This is a genomic window from Azospirillum ramasamyi, assembly GCF_003233655.1.
Classification (GTDB): Bacteria; Pseudomonadota; Alphaproteobacteria; order Azospirillales; family Azospirillaceae; genus Azospirillum; species Azospirillum ramasamyi.
Genome location: NZ_CP029829.1, coordinates 492,240 through 514,770, shown reverse-complemented (window position 1 = coordinate 514,770; position 22,531 = coordinate 492,240). Strand labels below are relative to the sequence as shown.

General features: G+C 68.2%; 19 protein-coding genes. 9 read left to right on the top strand and 10 right to left on the bottom strand.

What is annotated here, in order from left to right; translation table 11 throughout:
- Positions 1-7 precede the first annotated feature (7 nt).
- The 7 genes from DM194_RS02360 to fdhD all read right to left on the bottom strand — a co-directional run bounded on the left by DM194_RS02360 (position 8) and on the right by fdhD (position 6,858).
- Positions 8-2,908 (bottom strand): formate dehydrogenase subunit alpha, encoded by a 2,901-nt coding sequence (locus DM194_RS02360; protein ID WP_111065745.1) that lies wholly within the window; start codon positions 2,906-2,908, stop codon positions 8-10.
- A gap of 13 nt (positions 2,909-2,921) precedes the next feature.
- The gene (locus tag DM194_RS02355; protein WP_111065744.1) at positions 2,922-3,119 is read right to left on the bottom strand and encodes a formate dehydrogenase; all 198 of its coding nucleotides are present in this window, start codon (positions 3,117-3,119) and stop codon (positions 2,922-2,924) included.
- A gap of 71 nt (positions 3,120-3,190) precedes the next feature.
- Complete coding sequence (locus tag DM194_RS02350; RefSeq protein ID WP_111065743.1) at positions 3,191-3,817, bottom strand: TorD/DmsD family molecular chaperone; 627 nt, start codon at positions 3,815-3,817, stop codon at positions 3,191-3,193.
- A 390-nt stretch (positions 3,818-4,207) separates the two neighbouring features.
- Entirely contained in the window at positions 4,208-4,831 is a 624-nt protein-coding gene (locus tag DM194_RS02345) for a DUF3306 domain-containing protein (RefSeq protein WP_111065742.1), read from the bottom strand.
- Entirely contained in the window at positions 4,828-5,337 is a 510-nt protein-coding gene (locus DM194_RS02340; protein ID WP_111065741.1) for a DUF3305 domain-containing protein, read from the bottom strand. Before DM194_RS02340 ends, DM194_RS02345 begins: the two co-directional genes overlap by 4 nt.
- A complete protein-coding gene (gene mobA / locus DM194_RS02335; protein ID WP_111065740.1) occupies positions 5,337-5,972 on the bottom strand; it encodes a molybdenum cofactor guanylyltransferase MobA in 636 nt (211 codons plus the stop codon). The genes DM194_RS02340 and mobA overlap by 1 nt, the downstream gene beginning before the upstream one ends.
- Positions 5,962-6,858 carry a formate dehydrogenase accessory sulfurtransferase FdhD gene (gene fdhD / locus DM194_RS02330; protein WP_111065739.1) on the bottom strand — a complete coding sequence of 299 codons (897 nt, stop codon included), beginning with the start codon at positions 6,856-6,858 and terminating at the stop codon, positions 5,962-5,964. Before fdhD ends, mobA begins: the two co-directional genes overlap by 11 nt.
- 127 nt (positions 6,859-6,985) lie before the next feature.
- Here fdhD and DM194_RS02325 point away from each other — a divergent pair, with 127 nt between their 5' ends.
- The 5 genes from DM194_RS02325 (at position 6,986) to DM194_RS02305 (ending at position 13,236) form a co-directional block, all read left to right on the top strand.
- Positions 6,986-7,645 (top strand): ABC transporter permease, encoded by a 660-nt coding sequence (locus DM194_RS02325; RefSeq protein WP_425457262.1) that lies wholly within the window; start codon positions 6,986-6,988, stop codon positions 7,643-7,645.
- Positions 7,646-7,762: 117 nt separating this feature from the next.
- Positions 7,763-8,629, top strand: a complete 867-nt coding sequence (locus DM194_RS02320) for an ABC transporter substrate-binding protein (RefSeq protein WP_176581362.1) — start codon at positions 7,763-7,765, stop codon at positions 8,627-8,629.
- A 197-nt stretch (positions 8,630-8,826) separates the two neighbouring features.
- Entirely contained in the window at positions 8,827-10,881 is a 2,055-nt protein-coding gene (locus DM194_RS02315) for a 4Fe-4S dicluster domain-containing protein (protein WP_111065737.1), read from the top strand.
- A gap of 133 nt (positions 10,882-11,014) precedes the next feature.
- The gene (gene moaA, locus DM194_RS02310) at positions 11,015-12,055 is read left to right on the top strand and encodes a GTP 3',8-cyclase MoaA (RefSeq protein WP_111065736.1); all 1,041 of its coding nucleotides are present in this window, start codon (positions 11,015-11,017) and stop codon (positions 12,053-12,055) included.
- Between the two features lie 68 nt (positions 12,056-12,123).
- The gene (locus tag DM194_RS02305; protein WP_111065735.1) at positions 12,124-13,236 is read left to right on the top strand and encodes a CaiB/BaiF CoA transferase family protein; all 1,113 of its coding nucleotides are present in this window, start codon (positions 12,124-12,126) and stop codon (positions 13,234-13,236) included.
- Positions 13,237-13,351: 115 nt separating this feature from the next.
- Here DM194_RS02305 and DM194_RS02300 read toward each other — a convergent pair whose 3' ends face one another.
- Both DM194_RS02300 and DM194_RS02295 read right to left on the bottom strand, forming a co-directional pair.
- A complete protein-coding gene (locus DM194_RS02300; RefSeq protein WP_111065734.1) occupies positions 13,352-14,515 on the bottom strand; it encodes a GNAT family N-acetyltransferase in 1,164 nt (387 codons plus the stop codon).
- 81 nt (positions 14,516-14,596) lie between these two features.
- Positions 14,597-15,064, bottom strand: a complete 468-nt coding sequence (locus DM194_RS02295; protein ID WP_111065733.1) for a RidA family protein — start codon at positions 15,062-15,064, stop codon at positions 14,597-14,599.
- A 381-nt stretch (positions 15,065-15,445) separates the two neighbouring features.
- On the opposite strand from DM194_RS02295, the gene DM194_RS02290 reads away from it, so the two are divergent.
- Positions 15,446-17,305: a flagellin N-terminal helical domain-containing protein gene (locus DM194_RS02290; RefSeq protein WP_111065732.1), complete on the top strand. Its 1,860-nt coding sequence runs from the start codon at positions 15,446-15,448 to the stop codon at positions 17,303-17,305.
- A gap of 154 nt (positions 17,306-17,459) precedes the next feature.
- Here the strand turns inward: DM194_RS02290 and DM194_RS02285 are convergent, their stop codons facing one another.
- On the bottom strand, positions 17,460-19,112 hold the full coding sequence (locus DM194_RS02285) for a S10 family peptidase (RefSeq protein ID WP_246024249.1): 1,653 nt from the start codon (positions 19,110-19,112) through the stop codon (positions 17,460-17,462).
- 244 nt (positions 19,113-19,356) lie between these two features.
- On the opposite strand from DM194_RS02285, the gene DM194_RS02280 reads away from it, so the two are divergent.
- The 3 genes from DM194_RS02280 (at position 19,357) to DM194_RS02270 (ending at position 22,531) form a co-directional block, all read left to right on the top strand.
- Complete coding sequence (locus DM194_RS02280) at positions 19,357-21,063, top strand: methyl-accepting chemotaxis protein (protein WP_111065730.1); 1,707 nt, start codon at positions 19,357-19,359, stop codon at positions 21,061-21,063.
- 149 nt (positions 21,064-21,212) lie between these two features.
- The gene (locus DM194_RS02275) at positions 21,213-21,713 is read left to right on the top strand and encodes a bacteriohemerythrin (RefSeq protein WP_111065729.1); all 501 of its coding nucleotides are present in this window, start codon (positions 21,213-21,215) and stop codon (positions 21,711-21,713) included.
- Positions 21,714-21,847: 134 nt separating this feature from the next.
- Positions 21,848-22,531: an orotate phosphoribosyltransferase gene (locus DM194_RS02270; protein ID WP_111065728.1), complete on the top strand. Its 684-nt coding sequence runs from the start codon at positions 21,848-21,850 to the stop codon at positions 22,529-22,531.

Here is a 22,531-nt window from a genome sequence, read left to right as displayed (position 1 = left end):
CCGCGCGTCAGGCCGCCTGGATGCGGCAAAGGGTGGTCTTGGTTTCCTGCATCTGGGTCACCGAATCGTAGCCGTAGGTGGTCGCCGTGTTGGCGGCCTCGCCCAGCACGATCGGGTCGGCCCCGGCCGGGTACTTGGAGCGCAGATCCTGCCCCTGGAACACGCCGCCGAAATGGAAAGGCATGAAGGCGACGCCGCGGCCGACACGCTCGGTGATCATGGCCTTGACCTTCACCTTGCCCTTTTCCGGGCCTTCCACCCAGACCAGCTGGCCGTTCTTGATGCCGGCGTTGTTGGCGTCGAACGGGTTGATCTCGACGAACATGTCCTGCTGCAGCTCGGCCAGCCAGGGGTTGGAACGGGTCTCGTCGCCGCCGCCCTCATACTCGACCAGACGGCCAGAGGTGAGGATGATCGGGTATTCCTTCGAGACGTCGCGGTCCTGGATGGACTTGTACAGGGTCGGCACGCGCCAGGACTTGGTGTCCGCGTAGGTCGGATAGCTGGCGACCAGATCACGGCGCGGCGTGTAGAGCGGCTCGCGGTGGATCGGAACCGGGTCCGGGAAGTTCCAGGCGATGCAGCGCGCCTTGGCGTTGCCCGGCGGATTCAGGCCGTGCTTGATCGCCACGCGCTGGATGCCGCCCGACAGGTCGGTGGTCCAGGACACGGCGCCGATCTTGTCTCCGCCGATCTTCTGGATGACCGCCAGTTCCTCCGGCGTCAGATCCTTGTCGAAGCCCAGCTTCTGGAGCATCGCCATGGTGACTTCCGGATAGCCGTCCTTGATCTCCGACCCTACCGGATAGGAGCCCTCGGCCAGCAGCGTCACGCCGTTGCGCTCCACGCCGAAGCGGGCGCGGAAGGCGCCGCCGCCCTCGGCCACCGGCAGCGAGGTGTCGTACAGGTTGGCCGTGCCCGGATGCTTCATCTCCGGCGTGCCCCAGCAGGGCCACGGCAGGCCGAAGTAATCGCCGTCGCACGGGCCGCCGACGGCGCGCAGCGTCGTCTTGTCGAAGGTGTGCTGATTTTCCATGTGCAGCTTCAGCCGCTCCGGCGACTGACCGGTGTAGCCGACCGACCACATGCCGCGGTTCCATTCCCGGGTGATGTCCTCGATCACCGGGATGGTGCCCTCGACCTTGATGTTCTTGAACAGCGGCTCGGCGAAACCGAACTTCTTCGCGAACAGGTACATGATCTCATGGTCCACCTTCGATTCGAAGAGCGGCTCCATGATCTTGTCGGACCACTGGACGGAACGGTTGGACGCGGTGCGCGACCCGACGGTCTCGAACTGGGTGGCGGCCGGCAGCAGGTAGAAGTTGTCCTTGCGGTCGGGCAGAACGGCGGTCATCGTCGGGAACGGATCGACGACGACCAGCAGTTCCAGCTTCTCCATCGCCTTCTTCATGTCGGGCAGACGGACCTGGCTGTTCGGCGCGTGGCCCCAGAAGACCATGCCCTTGACCGGGTTCGGCTGGTCCAGGTTCTCCTTGGCTTCCAGGACGCCGTCGAACCAACGGGACACCGGGATGCCGGTGGCCTCCATCAGCTTCTTGTCCTTGAAGCGGGCCAGCACGTCGTCGTACGGCACGTCCCAGACGCGCGCCCAGTGGCGCCACGCGCCCTCGGCCAAGCCGTAGTAGCCGGGCAGGCTGTCGGAGGTCACGCCGAAATCGGTCGCGCCCTGCACGTTGTCGTGGCCGCGGAAGATGTTGGTGCCGCCGCCGGCCACGCCGACATTGCCCAGCGCCAGCTGCAGCACGCAATAGGCGCGGGTGTTGTTGTTGCCGATGTGGTGCTGGGTGCCGCCCATGCACCAGACCAGGGTGCCCGGACGGTTGAAGGCCAGCGTGCGGGCCACGCGCTGAAGCTGCGAACCCGGAACGCCGGCGACGCGCTCGACCTCTTCCGGCGTCCACTTGGCGACTTCGGCGCGGATGTCGTCGAAGCCGTAGACGCGCTTGGCGATGTAGTCCTTGTCCTCCCAGCCGTTCTGCAGAATGTGCCAGAGGATGCCCCAGACCAGCGCCACGTCGGTGCCCGGACGGAAGCGGATATACTCGTCGGCCTTGGCGGCGGTACGGGTGAAGCGCGGATCGGCGACGATCAGCGGCGCGTTGTTCTGCTCCTTCGCCTTCAGCACATGCAGCATGGAGACGGGGTGCGCCTCGGCGGCGTTGGAGCCGATGAAGAACAGCGCGCGCGACTTCTGGATGTCGTTGTAGCTGTTCGTCATGGCGCCGTAGCCCCAGACGTTCGCCACGCCGGCGACGGTGGTGGAGTGGCAGATGCGCGCCTGGTGGTCGACGTTGTTGGTGCCCCAGAACGCCGCGAACTTGCGGAACAGATAGGCCTGCTCGTTGCTGTGCTTGGCGGAACCGAGCCAGAACACCGAATCCGGGCCGGACTGCTCGCGGATCGACAGCAGCTTGGAGCCGACCTCCTCGATCGCCTGGTCCCAGCTGATCCGGGTCCACTTGCCGTCGACCAACTTCATCGGATAGCGCAGGCGGCGGTCGCCGTGGGCGTGCTCGCGCACGGACGCGCCCTTGGCGCAGTGCGCGCCGAGATTGATCGGGCTGTCGAAGCCGGGCTCCTGCCCGATCCAGACGCCGTTCTGCACTTCGGCCACCACGGTGCAGCCGACCGAGCAGTGGGTGCAGACCGACTTGACCTGCTTGACGGGCGCGCCGGCGACGGCCGCCGCAGTGGCGGCGTCGGCCTTCTTCACCATGCCGAACGGCATCGTGGAGGCGAGCGCGGCGCCGCCGGCGGCGATGCCGGAGGTGCGCAGGAAGGCGCGGCGGTCGACGGTGACGCCGGTGGCGGACGCCAGCGTCTGGGTCAGCGTGCGGGCAAGGTGACGGCCGCCCGAGGTGGCCGAGCTTTTCTTGATGAGCATCGGGGCGTTCCTCTTAGAAGCGGCTCAGTTCGTAGACCCGCCGGACATGGTCGGTCTCACGGTAGCCGGTGGAGACGGTTTCCGCCGGGGCGGCTTCCGCGGTCCCGCTGGTCGCGGTCACCCCGGCGGCGACGGCGCCCAGCGCACCGACACCCAGGCCGGCGACGCGGAACAGGTCGCGACGGGCCAGCGTCTTGTCCGTGTTCTGCATGTTCCTGTTCTGCTTTGCAGCTTCTTCTTTGGCTTTGACCGCTTCCCGCGTCATGGCTTCGCTCCTCACCTTTACGCCGCAAGGTCGAAGGCACGCGCCTCGACCGCCAGAAAACCACGTCCGACCGCACCGACCGCCCGGTAGAAACGGGCCGACGGCGAGGTCTCCAAATCCGCGAAGAACCGCCCGGCCCAGGAGCCGACATGGCGGTCGAAGAATGCCCGCTGCGCTTCGAGATCGACCGTGCCGCCGTCCTCCGGCGCGAATTCGCCGCCGATCAGGCCGGCCATCATCTCGCACAGCGCTGCGATGTGATCCTCGGGTTCCGTCACGCCGTCCGCGCGGGCGATGCCCAGCCGCGCCATGTCGACGCGCAGCTCCGCCAGCGGCTTCTCGTTCAGGAATCCGGTCAGGTAGTAGGAGCCATAGGGAGTGCGCTCGCTGCCGCCGACGCCGATGAAGAGGGTCGTGAACTCCTCCTCGACCGCCGCGGGATCGCTGTCGCGCGCCGCTTCGGCCAACTGGTTCAGCGCCGCGCCGAATTCGCCGCCCTCCCCCGCCACGCCGGACAGCGCGCTCAGGAAGTCCGCGTCGGGTGCGCGCGACAGCAGGCGCGCCAGCAGGGTGTAGACCTGCGCGCGCAGCAGCTCCTCCTCCGCGACCGCGGGGGGAACGGTATGATCGACGGCCCTGGACACGTGCCGCAAACTCCTCCCGGACACACAGACGGGGGTGCCGGCGTCCGCGGCCGTGCCGCGCGCCGTTCGATGACCCCGTCACCAACCTCTTTTGATGCACTTGCGAAAAGCCGTTGCCTTACAACGGCTTAGCATTGCGCAGCCAGATAATAGAAGGACTGAACCTATCCATTTGTCAACCAAGGACGCGCCCGGAAGAGGGGACAAATGAATCTTTGTCGCGGCGCTATGCCCACACGAGCAGAGCGCCCCGCGGTTTTGAAGGGGTCCAATCTGGTGCGTCAATCGGTCGCAATTCGGGAAGGAAATTGCGAGGGAGGCGCGCAGTGTGTGGAGGAGACATTCTGGGTAGCGCGCGGGGTGATGAAGGTCCGCCGCGCGCTCCCTCCCCTACCCCTCTCCCCGCTGCCGGGGGACCGAAGCTTTGTCTGCCGCGTCGGTGCAAACCTCGTTTGCGTGTGGACCGGGCGGCGAGGGGATCGCAGGTTGAGAGGTGGGAGTGTCGTCCCCGGCAACGGCCTCGGCATCCGCCGACGGCAAGGCGTCGGGACCGCCCTCCGCCTTCTCGTCCAGCATGTTCAGGAACCCTTCACCGACGCGGTAGAGGGTCTTCACCGGGACATTGCCGGTGAACAGGCTGGCATAATCGTCGGCATAGTCCTTCAATCCGTCGTCATTGGCGTAGATCGGATCGGAGGTCCACAGCTTACGCAATGCCTGACGGTGCACATCCTCCGGCACCTCGGCGCGCAGGAAGGGGGTGTAGTCGGACTCGCCGGTCAACTCCTCGACCGGCGGCAGATCCTTCAGCGGGTCGTCGGTTTCGCCATCCGCGTCCTCCGTGGCGCTGGTCAAAGCGTCCGGCAGGGCGGAATCGGCCGGCACTTCCTCGGCGACCGCGACCGGATGCGGCACCGCCTCGACGGGCGGCGCAACGTCGACGGCCTCCGGTTCCGGCTTGACGGCGGTGCGTTTCAGGCGCGACCAGCGCGACAGGAAGGCTTCATCGCTCATCGCCGCCGCTCCTCCTTCTCGAAGTGGCGCTTGCGTTCGCGCTTGTGGAAGGGGACGTCGACATGGTGCTGCTCGACGAAATCGCGGACCAGCGCGATCACTTCCGCCGGCATCGGCACGGTTTCCACCACGTCGCTGCCGACCTGATAGCCCTCCCCTTCATGGGCCGACGCGGTGACGATGAAGGGCACCAGCTCCTCGCCATCCGCACCGGGGCGCATCACCACCCACAGGCGCGGCGGGTCCTGCGACAGGTTCAGGCGGTAGCCCTCGGTGTCGGTGCGGAACAGCTCCAGCGTCAGGGTGACGGCATGGCTTTGGCTCCAGCCCTCGCCCTCCATCAGGAGGCGGCCGGGCGGATCGACCGGGCCGGCGCCGGGGATGACCGACACCGGGCGCCAGCTCCAGTCGGCCCAGGCGGTGACGCCGCGGCGGCGCTCCACCACGATGCCCAGCGGCATGGTCTCGATGCGCTCAAGCGATTGGGGAGCAAGCTGTTCAGTCATCACACATGTCCCGACGCCAGCAGGCGTTCCGCCTCGGCCAGATCCTCCGGCCGGTTGGTGTTGAAGAAGGGATCGACCGGCCCGACGTCGAAGTCGGCGACGGCCAGCCGGTAGCGGGCGGTCCAGGCATCGACCTTGCGGATGCCCTCATCCACCATCGCCCGGCGCAGATCGCCGGCCAGGCGGATCGGCCACAGACCGAAGACGGGATGCTCCTGACCGGCGGACCGGGCGCAGGCGAGATCGGCGCCCTCGCGCTCCAGCGCCGCCGCCATGCGGGAAACGAGGTCGCGCGGGATGAAGGGCGCGTCGGTGGCGAAGCTGGCGACCCAGGCGACGCCGGGGGCGGTGCCGCGCATCCACTCCATGCCGGTCAGCACGCCGGCGAGCGGGCCGGCATAGCCCTCCACCACATCCGCCGCGACCGGCAGATGGAGATGGGCGAAGCGGGCCGGGTCGCCGTTGGCGTTCAGCACCAGCGGGCCGACCTGCGGCCGGACGGTGGCGACGATCCGCTCCAGGATGGTCCGGCCGCCCAGTGGACGCAGGCACTTGTCGCCGCCGCCCATCCGGCGCGACAGGCCCCCGGCCAGCAGGACGCCGCCAATATCCCGGTGTGCTGTCTCAGTCATCATCGCGGCTTCCCTTGCGTGCATGCCGGCGGTCCTCGTCGGCTGCACCGGAGGCATCGGCCAGGGCTCCATCGGTGTCGAAGACCAGCCGGTCGGTGCCGGCCAGCGCGATGAAGCGCTTGCCCTTGGCCCGGCCGACCAGCGTCAGGTTGGCCTGCCGCGCCAGCTGCACGCCCCAGGCGGTGAAGCCGGAGCGCGAGATCAGGATCGGAATGCCCATCTGCACCGTCTTGATGACCATCTCAGAGGTCAGGCGCCCGGTGGTGTAGAAAATCTTGTCCCCGGCCGGAATGCCGTTCAGATGCATGTAGCCGGCGACCTTGTCCACCGCATTGTGGCGGCCGACGTCCTCCATGTAGACCAGCGGCCGGTCCTCCTGACACAGCACGCAACCATGGATGGCGCCAGCCTCCAGATACAGGCTGGGCTGCAGGTTGATCTGCCTGGACAGCGCGTAGATCCACGAGGTGCGGAGCCGCACGTCGGCGGGCAGGCTGACGGACTCGAAGGTTTCCATCACGTCGCCGAAGGCGGTGCCCTGGGCGCAGCCGGAGGTCAGCGTCTTCTTCTTCAGCTTGGCTTCATAGTCGGTCGCGCGCTCGGTGCGGACGACGACGGTGTCGGTTTCCTCGTCCACGTCAATGCCGGTGATGCGGTCGTCGCGCCGCAGCATGTTCTGGTTCAGCAGATAGCCGACGGCCAGACAATCGGGATAGTCGCCGATCGTCATCATCGTGACGATTTCCTGCCCGTTCAGGTACAGGGTCAGCGGCCTTTCCACCGTGACGGCGGTTTCGATCTCGCGGCCGTCCTGATCCAGACCGCGCACGCGCTCCGTCAACTTGGGGTCCGCCGGGTCCGGCGCTATGGTGAAGGTCTTAAGACTCATGATAGGGCTCATGCGCACGAGTGTGGGCGAGGGCCGGTCTTGGGACAAGCCCCCGGCCCATGCAATTCCATTTTTTGATCTGGACACCATGCAAGATTTTTCCCAGGCCATGACGTTGGCCATATCCATGATCACAACGCTGGACGAGGCGCTGCTGCAGATCGTCGGACTGTCGTTGCGGGTCAGCCTGACCGCCGTCGCCGCCGCCACGCTGATCGGGCTGCCGCTCGGCGCCGCGGTCGCCGCGCTGAAATTTCCCGGGCGGCGCGCCGTCGCCGTCGTGCTGAACACGATGATGGGGCTGCCGCCGGTGGTGGTCGGGCTGCTGGTCTACCTGCTGCTGTCGCGCTCCGGCCCGTTCGGCGTGCTGGGGCTGCTGTTCACGCCCACGGCCATGATCGTCGCCCAGACGGTGATGATCGTGCCGATCATCGCCTCCCTCTCCCGCCAGACGGTGGAGGATCTGCTGTTCGAGTATGACGACGTTCTGCGCGTGACCGGCGCCGGGCCGTTCCGGCGGATGGCGACCCTGCTGGCGGAGGCGCGCTGGAGCCTCGTCACCACCGTGCTCGCCGGGTTCGGCCGCGCGTCGGCGGAGGTCGGGGCGGTGATGATCGTCGGCGGCAACATCGAGCATGTCACCCGCGTCATGACCACGGCCATCGCGCTGGAAACCAGCAAGGGCGACCTGCCGATGGCGCTGGCGCTCGGCCTCGTCCTGATGACCCTGTCGCTGGCCGTCAACCTCACCGCGTCCATGCTGAAGGAAACGGGAGCGCGGGTCTGATCCGGGCCGGTTATTCCGGCAGGCGGTAAAAATGACGGAAGCTTGGCAAGCCTTTGCATCGGCGGCCGGTCTGCGCTATGCCTTCCCGGCAACAACGCCAGTCGGAGGAGTTAAGTGATGCTGCGCCGTTCGTTCGTGCTGGGAGCCGCCGCCGCCGCGGCCATGACCGGCCTGATCCAGGCTGCCGCCCCGTCGGCCGCGTCGGCCGCGTCGGCCGCCGACCGTTTCATCACGGTGGCCTCCACCACCTCGACCGAGGATTCCGGCCTGTTCGGCTCCATCCTGCCGAAATTCACCGCCAAGACGGGCATCGAGGTGCGGGTCGTCGCCAAGGGCACCGGCCAGGCCATCGACCTCGCCAAGCGCGGCGATGCCGACGTGCTGTTCGTCCACCACAAGCCGTCGGAAGAGAAGTTCGTCGCCGAAGGCTTCTCCACCGAGCGCAAGCCGGTGATGTACAACGACTTCGTCATCGTCGGCCCGGCCGCCGACCCGGCCGGCATCAAGGGCGGCAAGGACGTCTCCGCCGCCCTGGCGAAGATCGCCGCCGCCAAGGCCCCCTTCGTGTCGCGCGGCGACGACAGCGGCACGCACAAGGCCGAACTCGCGCTGTGGAAGACCGCCAACCTCGACCCGGCCAAGGCGGAGCCCAAGGAGAGCTGGTACCGCTCCATCGGCCAGGGCATGGGTCCGACGCTGAACACCGCCGCCGCGATGAACGGCTATGCCCTGGCCGACCGCGGCACCTGGCTGAACTTCAAGAACCGCGGCCCGCTGACGGTGCTGGTGGAGGGCGACAAGCGCCTGTTCAACCAGTATGGCGCGATGGTGGTCAACCCGGCCAAGTTCGCCCACGTCAAGGCGGCCGACGGGCAGGCCTTCGTCGACTGGCTGGTCTCGCCCGAGGGCCAGAAGGCCATCGCCGAATACGCCATCAACGGCGAACAGCTGTTCTTCCCCAACGCCAACGAGCCGGGGGCGTAAGGAAGACGGGTTTCCTGCGGCCCTGCCGATCCGGGAGGGCCGCAGGAACGCGCCGGTCAACGCGCCGGTCAACGCGCCAGTCAGTGTTCATCCGGATCGATCACGATAAGATTCCCGTTCCCATCGCGAGGCATTCCCCCATATGAGTGTCGGAAGGCCAGGGGCGTCAGCCCCAAGCGACAGGAGTTTTTGGGACGATGAAGATCGGCGATCGGACGGTGCTCGTCTGCGACTGCGCGCACAGCATCGCGCTGGACGGGACGGCTCTGGGCAAGGCATGCGGCGACGGCAGCGCCGTCACCGTGCATACCCAGCTGTGCCGGGCGCAGCTCGACCGCTTCGAGAAGGCGGTTGCCAACGGCCAGCCGCTGCTGGTCGCCTGCACGCAGGAAGCACCGCTTTTCAGTGAAATCGCGGAGGAAGTGGCGCCGGACACGTCGGTGACCTTCACCAACATCCGCGAGCGCGCCGGCTGGTCGGACGAGGGCGCCCAGGCGCTGCCGAAGATCGCGGCGCTGCTGGCCGAGGCCGCCCTGCCGATCCCGCCCACCGGCGCCCTGACCCTGACCTCCCAGGGCACCTGCCTGGTCTACGGCGCCGACGAGCGCGCCATCGAGGCCGGGCGCCAGCTGGCGAAGCATCTGGACGTCACCGTCCTGCTGACCAACCCCAAGGACATCGCGCCGCCGCAGGTGATGGACGTCGCGATCTTCCGCGGGCGCATCCGCAGCGGACGCGGCTGGGTCGGCGCCTTCGAGATCGTGGTGGACGACTATGCCCCGGCATTGCCCTCCTCGCGCGGGACGCTGGGGTTCGAGCCGGTGCGGCAAGGGGCGTCGGCCCGCTGCGACCTGATCCTCGACCTGACCGGCGGCACGCCGCTGTTCCCCGACCACAAGCGCCGCGACGGCTACCTCCGCCCCGACCCCGACAGCCCGGTCGAGGTGGCGAAGGCCCTGATGGAGATGGCCGATCTGGTCGGCGAGTTCGAGAAGCCGCGCTTCGTCGACTTCAAGGCCGATCTCTGCGCCCATTCCCGCAGCCGCAAGACCGGCTGCACCCGCTGCCTCGACGTCTGCCCGACCGGCGCGGTCACGCCCAACGGCGACCATGTGGCCATCGACCCGCATGTCTGCGCCGGCTGCGGATCCTGCGCCGCGGTCTGCCCGACCGGCGCCGCCACCTATGCCCTGCCGCCCGCCGCCACGGTGTATGAGCGGCTGCGCACGCTGCTGACCACCTACCGCAAGGCCGGCGGCGCCGCCCCCGCCCTGCTGATCCACGATCCGCGCCACGGCGACGAACTGGTCGGCATGATGTCCCGGCACGGCCGCGGCCTGCCGGCCCGCGTGCTGCCCTTCGCCCTGCACGAGGTGACGCAGGTCGGCTTCGACCTGTTCGCGCTGGCGCTCGCCTATGGCTGCACCCATGTCCGCGTGCTGACCGGGCCGGAGAACGAGGGGGAGACCGCCGGGCTGGCCTCGCAGGTCGGGCTGGCGGAGGCCGCCTTCAGCGGGCTCGGCTACGGGTCCGGCCGGGTGGCGGTGATCGACGCCGCCGATCCCGACGCGGTGGCGGACGAGCTGTGGGCGCTCCCCGCCGACACGGTGGAGGCCGGCATGTTCCTGCCGATGGGGCCGAAGCGCACCGTCACCATGCTGGCCCTGCGCCACCTGCACAAGGCCGCCCCCGCCCCCGTGGATGTCCTGCCGCTGCCGCCGGGCGCCCCCTTCGGCCGGGTGTCGGTGGATGTGGCGGGCTGCACGCTCTGCCTGTCCTGCGTCGGCGCCTGCCCCACGGGCGCGCTGCTCGACAATCCCGACAAGCCGATGCTGTCCTTCTCCCAGGATGCCTGCGTGCAGTGCGGCCTGTGCAAGACCACCTGCCCCGAGAAGGTCATCTCGCTGGTGCCGGAGATCGATTTCCGTGACCAGGCGCGCGGCGCGACGGTTATCAAGGAGGAGGAGCCCTTCTGCTGCGTGTCCTGCGGCAAGCCCTTCGCTGCCAAGTCGGCGATCGAGAAGATCGTGACGACGCTGGCGGGCAAGCACGCGATGTTCGCGACGCCGGAGGCCGCCAACCGCATCCGCATGTGCGAGGATTGCCGCGTCCGCGACCAGTTCGAGCGCGGCAACGATCCCTTCGCCATGGGCCGCCCGCCGCTGCCCCGCACCACCGAAGACGACCTGCGCGAACGCGAGGAGGCCCAGAGGGAAGCACAACTGGCGGCGGTGCGGCAGAAGCTGATATGAAGCGACGAACTCTTGATCGCCGTCAAAGCCGGCATACCGTGATGTGGAATACGCTCCCGCGATCGTTGCACATCGTATGTGTAGCGAACATATACTGTGGCGGCCCGCCAGCGGCCGCCCGTGGAGTCCACCGATGACCGATTCAGTGTCCGAAGCCAAATCGCCAGCCGCCACCGCTCCGCTGATCGACCCGTTCGGCCGGAAGGTGGAGTATCTGCGCGTGTCGGTGACCGACCGCTGCGACCTTCGCTGCGTCTACTGCATGGCGGAGGACATGAGCTTCCTGCCCAAGGCGGAGGTTCTGACGCTGGAGGAGCTGGACCGGCTGTGCAGCGCCTTCGTGAAGCTGGGCACCCGCAAGCTGCGCCTGACCGGCGGCGAGCCGCTGGTGCGGCGCGACGTGATGCGGCTGATCCGCTCGCTCGGCCGCCACATCGAATCGGGCGACCTGGACGAGCTGACGCTGACCACCAACGGCACCATGCTGTTCAAGCATGCGGCCGGGCTCTACGAGGCCGGGGTGCGGCGGATCAACGTCTCGCTCGACACGCTGGACCCGCACAAGTTCCAGGCCATCACCCGCTGGGGCAAGCTGGACAAGATCCTGGGCGGCATCCAGGCGGCCAAGGACGCCGGGCTGAAGATCAAGATCAACACGGTGGCGCTGAAGGGCGTCAACGACGATGAAGTCCACCGCATGGTGGCGTGGTGCGGCGAGCAGGGCTTCGACCTGACCTTCATCGAGGTCATGCCGATGGGCGACATCGGCGAGGGCGCCCGCATGGACCAGTATTGGCCGCTGACCATGCTGAAGGCCGAGCTGCAGAAGCGCTGGACCCTGACCGAGAGCGACCACCGCACCGGCGGCCCCGCCCGCTATGTGCGGGTGGAGGAGACCGGCCAGCGCGTCGGCTTCATCACGCCGCTGACCCACAATTTCTGCGAAAGCTGCAACCGCGTGCGGCTGACCTGCACCGGCACGCTGTACATGTGCCTGGGCCAGGAGGACGCCGCCGACCTGCGCACGCCGCTGCGCGTCAGCGACGAGGACGGCCCGCTGATCGACGCGGTGCGCGAAGCCATCACCCGCAAGCCCAAGGGCCACGACTTCATCATCGACCGCCGGCACCAGGGCCCGGCCGTCGGGCGGCACATGAGCGTTACGGGTGGGTGAGATTTCTTAGACTGCGTCACCCCCCGGAACGCCAGCCGAAGGTCAAGCAACCAAGAGCGAGCACCGCCATGCCCCTGCCCTTCCTGACCGGACTGCGCGTCATCGACCTCGGCCAGTACCTGCCGGGACCGCATGCGGCCCAGTTGCTGGGCGATCTGGGCGCCACGGTGGTGAAGGTGGAGCCTCCGGCGGGCGATCCGCTGCGCCGGCTGGGCCCCGCCGACAGCGACGGCACCACCGCCGCCTACAAGCTGCTGAACGCCGGCAAGACCGTCATCCGCCTCGACCTGAAGTCGGCGGAGGGGCGCAAGGCTCTGGAAGACCTGTTGGCGAAGGCCGATGCGCTGATCGAGAGCTACCGGCCGGGCGTGATGGACAAGCTGGGGCTGGGGCGCGAGCGGCTGCGGCAGATCAATCCGCGGCTGGTGCATGCCAGCCTGTCGGGCTGGGGCTATGACGGCCCCTACGCCACGCGGGCCGGGCACGACCTGAACTACATGGCGGTCGGCGGCGGGCTCGACGCCTCCGGGCTGCCGGACCGCCCGGTCATCAGCTATCTGCCGGTGGCGGATTTCGCCTCGGCCCAGCAGACGGCGCTGGCGGTGGCCGGCGCGCTGTTCGGGCGGGAACGGTCGGGACAAGGCTGTTTCCTCGATCTGTCGATCATGGAATCGGTGTTGGGCTGGCAGGGCTTGAACCTGACGGCGGCGGCGCGCGGCACCATGCCGAAGCGCGCCGAGGCGCTGCTGTCGGGCGGCGCCGCCTGCTATCGCATCTATCGCACCGCCGATGGCCGCTTCGCCACCCTGTCGGCGCTGGAGGCCAAGTTCTGGCAAGGCTTCTGCGAAGCGGTCGGCCGCCCCGACTGGATCGCCCGGCAGGACGACCCGCTGCCCCAGACCGCCCTGACCGCGGAGTTGGAGGCGCTGTTCGCGACGCGGACGCTGGCGGAGTGGAAGGCCCTGCTCGATCCCGTCGACTGCTGTTTCGAGGCGTTGCCCGAACTGGCCGAGGTGCCCACCCACCCGCATGTCGCCGCGCGCGGCCAGATCCGCGTCACGGCCGGGCCGGAACCGCTGGTGGAAACGCTGATGGGCCTGCGCGTCGACGGCGCCCCGCCGCCGGAACGCGCGCCCTTGCGGGAAAGCGATGCCGCCGCGGTGCTGGCCGGCTGGGTTTAAAGCGGATTGCAATCCGCTGTGGACCGCGACGGCGGTTCCGGCCGCTCACGCGGCCGAAGCCCGACCGGCGAATGAGGTCATGTGAATCCAAAGCGAATGCAAATTCGCTTTGGCCCTAGCCCTCCCGCCGGTAGGGCGACAGTTCGTCGCCCAGCGCCTCGATCTCCGCCGCCACCGCCGGGCGTTCCTGCGCCAGATAGCGGTCCACTGCGCGGCGGAAACCGGGGTCGGCGATCCAATGGGCGCTGTAGGTCGGCACCGGCATGTAGCCGCGCTGGATCTTGTGTTCGCCCTGCGCGCCCGCTTCGACGCGCGCCAGCCCGCGTTCAATGGCGAAATCCAGCGCGCGGTAATAGCAGGCCTCGAAATGCAGAAAGCGGTAGCTCCCATCCGAGCCCCAGTTGCGGCCGTACAGCGCATCGTCGCCCAGCAGGTTCAGCGCCCCCGCCACCCACTCCCCGCCATCCTCGCACATCACCAGAACCACCCGGTCGGCCATCGTCTCGCCCAGCAGGTCGAAGAAGCGGCGGTTGAGATAGCCGCCGCCCCATTTGCGGTCGGCCGTGTCCAGGTAGAAGCGGTGGAAGGCGTCCCAATGCTGCGGCTTCAGTTCGTCGCCGGTCAGGGTGTGCAGGCGGACGCTGCTGTCGGCGACTTCGCGCCTTTCCTTGCGGATCGCCTTGCGCTTGCGGGAGTTCAGCGCCTCCAGGAATTCGTCGAAGCTGCCATAGCCGCGGTTGTGCCAATGATACTGCACGCCGGTCCGCTGCAGCCAGCCGGCCTGCCCCAGCCGGTCCCAGTCCGCACGCTCCGGGAAGGTGACATGGGCGGAAGAGACGCCGTAGCGTTCCGCGACCTGCTCCAGCGCCGAAATCAAAGCATCGGCGACGGCATCCGCCCGCGGTCCCGGCGCCGCCAGCAGGCGCGGCCCAGGCACCGGCGTGAAGGGCACCGCTACCTGCAGCTTGGGGTAATAGCTGCCGCCCGCCCGCTCATAGGCGTTGGCCCAGGCATGGTCGAAGACATATTCGCCGTAGGAATGGCTTTTCAGATAGGCGGGCACCGCGCCCACCATCCGGCCGGAACCGTCATAGGCGGCGAGATGGCTGGGACGCCAGCCCGACTTGCGGTTCGCCGAGCCCGACTCCTCCAGCGCCAGGAGAAAGGCGTGGGACAGGAACGGGTTGCCGGGACCGGCGCAGGCGTCCCAGCCCTGCTGGTCCGCCTCGCCGATCCCGGTCAGAACTTTGACGGTGATCGCGTCGTTGCCGTCGGGCATGCATGCGTCTCCTTGAACGATGGCAAGGAGGTAAGCCTCATGCCGCTTTGCGGCAAGACGCCCGCACCGCCGTGACGCGGGTCAGGCCACTTCCAGGATGGCGTCGACCTCGACCGCGACGTTGCCGGGCAGCGATGGGGCGCCGACCGCGGCGCGGGCATGCTGGCCGGCTTCGCCGAATACGTCGCGCATCAGTTCCGACGCGCCGTTGATCACCAGCGGATGATCGTGGAAGTCCGGGCCGGAGTTGACGAAGCCGCCCAGCCGCAGCACGCGGGTGACGCGGTCCAGGTCGCCGCCCAGTGCGGCCTTGGCCTGGGCCAGGATGTTCAGCGCGCAAAGGCGCGCCGCTTCCTTGCCCTGCTCCACCGTGAAGTCCTGGCCGACCTTGCCGACGAACTTGCGCTCGCCGTTCCAGACCGTGACCTGGCCCGAGATGTAAAGGGTGTTGCCCGAACGGGTGTAGGGCACATAGGCCGCCACCGGGGCCGCGGCCTGCGGCAGCTCGATTCCCAGTTCCGCCAGGCGCGCGTCGATCCGACCGGTCATGATGCTTCTCCCTTCCCTGGTGCGGCCCGCGTCGGGGCCATGCGTTCGATACTCATGCGTTCGATACTTGGGACGCGGTTTGGAGGCAGACCATAGCCGCGCCGGCAAGGCGGTGGGAAGATTCTTACCGCCGGCCACCTCGGCAGAACCGTCCGTCACCGGCAAAAGATTCCGGGAAACTTTTTCGGACCGCCCGCCGGCCGGGGCCGCCCCAACCCTGCCCTTTTTGCCGACCCTTTTTTATTCCATAGGAAAATCAGCGCCTTATGGCACATCAGCGCAGTTGGCACGGCGCTTGAAACAGTGGTGTCAGGAAAACGCACGTTGCCTCGCCGGTCAAATGACCAAGCGCGGGGACAGCCTCAGAAGGAGACTAGGACCATGGCCGGTAATGTGACCCTGACCGCCTCGATGCGCACGAACCTGCTGCAGCTGCAGAGCACGCAGTCGCAAATCGACAAGAAGCAGAACATCCTGTCGACGGGCAACAAGATCAACTCGGCTCTGGATGGTCCCACCTCCTTCTTCGCCGCCAAGGGCCTGAACCAGCGTGCCGGCGACCTGTCCTCGCTGAAGGACGCGATGGGCCAGTCGATCAGCACCATCCAGGCCGCCGACAAGGGCCTGACCTCGATCGACTCGCTGGTCGACCAGGCCAAGGGCCTGACCACCGCCGCCTACGCCGCGCTGGGCACCGACGCCGCCTCCGTGGCCACCCGCAAGTCGCTGGCCGCCCAGTTCAACACGCTGAAGGACCAGATCGACAAGCTGGCCGCCGACAGCGGTTATCAGGGCAAGAACCTGATCAACGGCAACGGCATGAGCATGGACAGCACCAGCGAGTCCCGCGCCGCCGTCAACACCATCACCGGCGTCGACAACGCCCGCGTCACCAACGTCATCTCCCCCGACACCTATTCGATCCGCATCAAGGGCGACGGTTCGGTTGAGGGCAAGACCGCCGACATCTCCAAGGCCGAGAACAAGCACGGCCTCGTCGGCCTGAAGCTGTCGGGCACGATGTCCAGCACGCTGGGCAGCTTCTCCGACGTCCAGATCGAAGTCCGCGGCGCCAACGGCCGCACCCGCGACTTCATCGTGTCGGACGGCAACGAAAGCCGCACGATCTCCTACTTCGACAACACGCAGACGATGACGACCAATCTGGCGCAGGCCGCCACGGCCGGCAACGCGCAGCAGTCGGGCGTGAACGTCAGCGGCACCATCGAAGAAGGCGACATCTTCAGCATCACCGTCGAAGGCCAGACCTTCAGCTACACCGCCACCTCCGGCGACGTCGCCGTGGGCATGAGCGGAAGCGGCAACGTCGCCGCCCAGCTGGTGGCATCGATCAGCAACGCCATCACCAGCGGCCGCCTGCAGGGCAAGGACGTCGCCACCGCTTCGCTGGGCTCCGGCAACACGATCGTCCTGACCGGTGCGACCACCGCCGGCGTGGTCCGCGACTTCACCGTGACGGCCAGCACGACCAACGCGCTGACCAAGAAGATCTCGGAAAGCTTCGCGTCGGGCACGGTGGTGTCCTTCACCGTCGACCGCAAGCTGCTGGAAGCGGCGAACAACCAGGGCAACGGCATCTCGACCATCGAGAAGAAGGTCGACCTGCAGATCCAGGTGACCAACTCCAGCGGCGCCCAGGTCACCCGCGACGGCATGAACGAACGCGGCGACGGCAAGCTGTCCGGCGGCGAACAGTCCTTCACCTTCGACACCGGCACGGTGCGGCTGGGCATCGACGCCTCGACCATCCAGCAGGCGGCGACGGCCAACTGCTCGGCCAACATCGTCACCAAGCAGATTTCCGACGCCACCACGTCGAACGACATCACGGTTCAGCTGAACGAGCGCAACACCAACTCGATCACCGTGAACGCCGTGAACCTGTCGACCAGCGGCCAGGGCCTGCGGATGGATGGCGCGCAGAACGACTGGATGGACCGCGCCGACATCGACAAGGCGGTGGCCGGCCTGGACAACGCCAAGGCGACGATCCGTTCCGCGTCGCAGTCGCTGTCGACCAACCTGAACATCATCACGACCCGCGAGAGCTTCACCAAGGAGTTCAGCGACGTGCTGACGGAAGGCGCCAGCAAGCTGACGCTGGCCGACCAGAACGAGGAAGGCGCCAGCCTGCTGATGCTGCAGACCCGTCAGCAGCTCGGCACCATCGCCCTCTCGCTGGCCAACCAGTCGCAGCAGTCGATCCTGCGTCTGTTCTAAGCCGGACCAGGGCCGGACCAGGGCCGGATACACGAAAAGGGGGCGCTCCGACCGGGGCGCCCCCTTTTCGATTCCTCTCTCCGGCCTGTTCAGGACGCCATCTCAGGACGGCTTGTGCCCGCCTTCAACCGGCGGGCGCGGCCGGCCGGCGTCGTCAGCGGTTGCGCAGGGCCTCCTCGACCAGGGCGCGGGCATCGGCGGCCAGCGCGGCGCGGCCCTCCGGCCGCGTGTACATCATGTGCCCGCCGGGATGCACCGTCACCGCCACCCGGTCGCGCTCGCCCTCCGGCAACTCCAGCCTGGACGCCACCCAGCGCGAGGCCATGTAGGGGGTGATCAGGTCGGTAAGGCCATGGACGATCCGCACCCGCAGCGCCGGCTGCAGGGTCAGCGCCGTCTGCAGCGCGTCGACGGCGCTCGGCACCGACATCCGCGGCCATTCCCAGTTCCGGTTCACCCGGTTGCTCAGCAGCCGGTAGGGCGCGTCGGTCCGCACCCCCAGAGCATCATGGGCGTATGCGGCGAAGGCTGTCGTGTAGGTCGGCACCGTCCCCTTCAGGAAGGGATCGAATGGAATGCGGGCCGCGCCCGGATCGGGATCGGCCGCGGTGAAGGTGCCGTCATAGATGCTGAGGATGCGCCCCTGGTCGCGCAGAAGCTCGCGCGTGAAGGCGCCCATCGGCACCCGCCCGCGCTGGCGGCGCACGATCTCCACCGGCAGGCCGGTGATGCGCGCGACCTCGGCGAAGAGGTCCTGCGCGGCGTCGAGCCGCCCATAGTCCATCCCGGCAAGTCCGGTCAGGTAGGGGCCGAGCGCGAACCGCTCCGCCGCCTCTGCCGCCTGTTCAGGGGTGCCGGTCCTGCGTCCCAGCGCGGCGGCGGAGGCGGCCATGGACGGCAGCTTCCACGCGGGGCCGAGGATGCCGTCCTCGTCGATGGCGGCGAAATCGACGACGGGCGAGACCAGGATCAGCCCGCTCACCGCAAGCCCGGCCTGATCGATCAGTTCCTCGGCCATCTTGGCGATGCGGAAGCCGCCATAGCTTTCCCCGGCGAGGAAAACAGGAGACGACCAGCGCCCATGGCGGGTCAGCCAGAGCCGGACGACCTCGGCCATCGCCCGCGCGTCGCCGTCCACCGACCAGAAGCGCTTCTCCGTCTCGTCGGGCTTCACGGCCCGGCTGAAGCCCGTCCCGACCGGATCGACGAAGACCAGGTCGGTGAAGGCCAGCCAGCTGTCGGGATTGTCGACGAGCGCGGCGGGCGGCGGCGGCAGGGTGCCGTCGGGCCCGAAGGCGACCACCTTGGGTCCGGCCGCTCCAAGATGCATGTAGGCCGACGCGGCGCCCGGCCCGCCGTTGAAGACGAAGGTGACGGGCCGCGGCCCATCGGCCGGGTTCTTCGGCTCGGCGATGTAGGACACCGTGAAGATGCGGGCCGCCAATTCCTCCTTGGCGCCGTCGCGCAGCGGCAGGAATTCCGCCGTCGCTTCATAGGCCAGCGCCCCGCCGGGAAGCGGCAGGCTGTGCCGGGTCACGCTGCGCTGCGGGTCGAATCCCTGGAGATCGTCACCCCTGCGGTCCTCCCGCCTCCGGTCCTCCGCCCCCGCGCCGGGCTTGGCGGCCTCCGCCCTACCTTGCGCAGCATCCTGCCCAGAGTCCTGAGCGGCCTCCTGTTCAGTGTCCTGGGCGAAAGCGGAACCGGGGGAAAGCGGCGCCAGAAGGGCCGGCAGCAACGCCAGCGCCAGGATGCCGGATGGGAGGCGGAGCCGTCGCGGCGGCCGGGCGGATGGGGGCTGAGGCGGCATCGACGGTCCCAAGGCGCGAACTCCCGGAAAGTTGCAGGCCCGACGCATATTGCGGCACCGCCACCGATCCGCAACCCGCCTTCCTTGCGGCCGCCGCTCCGGTCCCCCTTCCCCCCTGGAACATGTTTTCCCGGCAGGCTTGCCAAGCGCACGCGATGTCACATTTCGATATCACCGAAAGAGCAGAATCTTTCGTATAGGATGAACTCCCCTGCCATCGTCATTATCGACGGGATGCGCCGCAATGTTCCTTTCCCGGCACGCCACCATACGCACGCGGCTGTTTCTCGGCTTCGGCGTGGTGCTTCTTCTCCTGCTGAGCCTGACCGTCACCGGCGTCCGCGAGGTGCGGAAGATCGACTCCGACCTCACCCGGATCAACGAGGTGAACAGCGTCAAGCAGCGCTACGCCATCAACTTCCGTGGCAGCGTGCATGACCGCGCCATCGCGCTGCGCGACGTGGTGCTGGCCACCGATCCGGCGACCCTGTCCGCGGCGCTCGCCGACATCGACCGGTTGGCCGCCTTCTACGAGCAATCCGCCAAGCCTCTCGACGCCATGTTCGCGGGCATGGCCGATGTCGAGCCGGAAGAGCGGTCCCTGCTCGCCGGCATCAAGGAGATCGAGACGAAGGCCCTGCCGACGCTCACGGCGGTCATCGCCGCCCGCAAGGCCAACGACATGGCCGGCGCCCAGAAGGCGCTGATGCAGGACGCCCGTCCGGCCTTCACCGAATGGCTGAAGCGCATCAACGCCTTCATCGACCTGCAGGAGCGCAAGAACCAGCAGATCGCCGCCCGTGCGCGCGCAGTGGCCAGCGGCTTCCAGACGCTGATGCTGTCGCTGTGCGGCGCCGCCCTGCTGCTGGCCGCCGGTTTCGGGCTGTGGACGGTGGCGGCCCTGCGTCCGCTGCGCCGGCTGACCGACGCGATGCTGACGCTGGCGAGAGGCGATCTGACCGTGGCCGTGCCAGCCTCCGGCTCGCGGGACGAGATCGGGCAGATCACCGGCGCCGTCGAGGTGTTCAAGGCCAACGCGGTGGAGGCCGACGCCTTCCGCCGCCGCCAGGCCGAGGCCGAGCACGCCGCCGAGGAGCGCAAGCGTGCCGAGATGGCGGCGCTGGCCAGCCGGTTCGAGCGCGAGGTGAAGGGCGTGGTCGACAGCGTTTCCACCTCCTCGACCGAGGTGCGGGCGCTGGCGCAGTCGCTGACGACCACCGCCGACCATACCGAGACCCAGGCGACCACCGTCGCCGCCGCGTCCGAACAGGCCTCGGTCAATGTCCAGACCGTCGCCGCCGCCGCGGAGGAACTGGCGGCCTCCATCGCCGAGATCGGACGCCAGATCGGCGAGAGCAGCCGCAAGGCCAGACACGCGGCCGATCAGGCGGACGGCACCAACCGCATCGTCGACGGCCTGTCCGCCAAGGCGAACCAGATCGGCGACGTGGTGAACCTGATCAGCTCCATCGCCGGGCAGACCAACCTGCTGGCGCTGAACGCGACCATCGAGGCGGCCCGCGCCGGCGAGGCGGGCAAGGGCTTCGCCGTGGTGGCCAGCGAGGTGAAGAGCCTCGCCAACCAGACCGCCAAGGCCACCGGCGACATCTCGCAGCAGATCCAGGAAATCCAGACGGCGACCGCCGACGCCGTGCAGGCGATCCAGAACATCGCCGCGACGATCGGCGAGGTGAACGCCATCGTCGGCACCATCGCGCAAGCGGTCGACGGCCAGAACGCCGCGACCATGGAGATCGCCCGCAACGTCCAGCAGGCGGCGGCCGGCACCAACGAGGTGTCCTCGTCCATCGGCGGCGTCCTTCAGGCGGCGTCGGAGACCGGAAGCGGGGCCTCGCGCCTTCTCTCCTCCTCCGGCGAGCTGTCGAAGCAGGCGGAGCTGCTGCGCAGTCAGGTGGACCGCTTCCTGGGCAGCGTCCGCGGCGCCGTCTGATACCGGCGGTCATGAAGCGGGGACGCGGCAATAGGTAGCATCGCCGACGCTTGCGGTCGGCGGCCGGGAAGATTTAGGAGACTCCGGCCGCCGCACGTCCTGCGCGCGCCATCCGACGGATGCACCTACCGACCAGCACGGGTTCCGCCATGATCGACAGCTCCATGAGCGACAGCGAAAGCGCCGACACCGTCGATTACGGCCGCCTCGTGTGGAGCGACGACCTGATCCTGGGCATCGCGTCGATCGACGAGCAGCATCGCGAGTGGATCGCCCTGGTCCAGGCCTTCGAGCGCGCCGTCACCGAAGGTCATCCGGCCGAGGAGATGCGCAGGACCCTGGCCGCCGCCGTCGCCTACACCGAGTCGCATTTCACCGACGAACAGCAGGTGATGGAGGAGGCGGGCTATCCCTTCCTCGACGACCACCTCGCCCAGCACCAGCTCGCCCGGGACCGCGTCCATGCTTTCGCCTCCGGCGAGGTGGCGGATGAGGAGGTTCGCAACAGCCTGGCGGAATTCCTGCCGCAATGGCTGATGCTGCACATCAACACCGCCGACCGCCAGTTCGCACGCTGGCTGAAGGGCGCCGCCGACGCCGGCGCTCCGGCGGAACCGGCGGGCCGGGTGTTCGGCGACATCCCGGTCTGAAGCACCAGTCAGAAGCAGGGCTCTGAAACTCTCGTCAGACAGGCCGGCGACGCCCCCCGCCGTTGCGAATCCGCGATCACGCCGCTACACAGGGGGCAACGCGCGAGCCATCCCGTTTTCCGGAGCCTTCCGTCATGTCTACCCTGCCCGATCAGGCCACCATCGCCGCCACCGCGGCCAAGATCCTGCTGGAGATCAAGGCGCTGCATTTCAACGCCGAGACGCCCTTCATCTTCACCTCGGGCTGGGCCAGCCCGGTCTATACCGATTGCCGCCGCATCGTGTCCTTCCCGCGCGCCCGCAAGGCGCTGATGGATTTCGCGGTCGCCACGATCGAGCGCGAGATCGGCTATGAGGCCATCGATGCGGTGGCGGGCGGCGAGACCGCCGGCATTCCCTTCGCCGCCTGGATCGCCGACCGGCTGGAACTGCCGATGCAGTACGTGCGCAAGAAGCCGAAGGGCTTCGGCCGCAACGCCCAGATCGAAGGCCTGCTGACCGAGGGGCAGCGCGTCCTGCTGGTCGAGGATCTGGCGACCGACGGCAAGAGCAAGGAGAACTTCGTCACCGCGCTGCGCAACGGCGGCGCCCAGGTGACCGACACCTTCGTGATCTTCCACTACGGCATCTTCCCGCAGTCGCAGGTCAACATGGACGCCATCGGCGTGCGCCTGCACGCGCTGTGCACCTGGTGGGACGTTCTGAAGGTCGCCCGCGACAACCGCTATTTCGACGAGAACACCCTGTCGGAAGTCGAGAAGTTCCTGAACGACCCGGTCGGCTGGTCGTCCTCCCACGGCGGCAAAGCGAGCATGTGA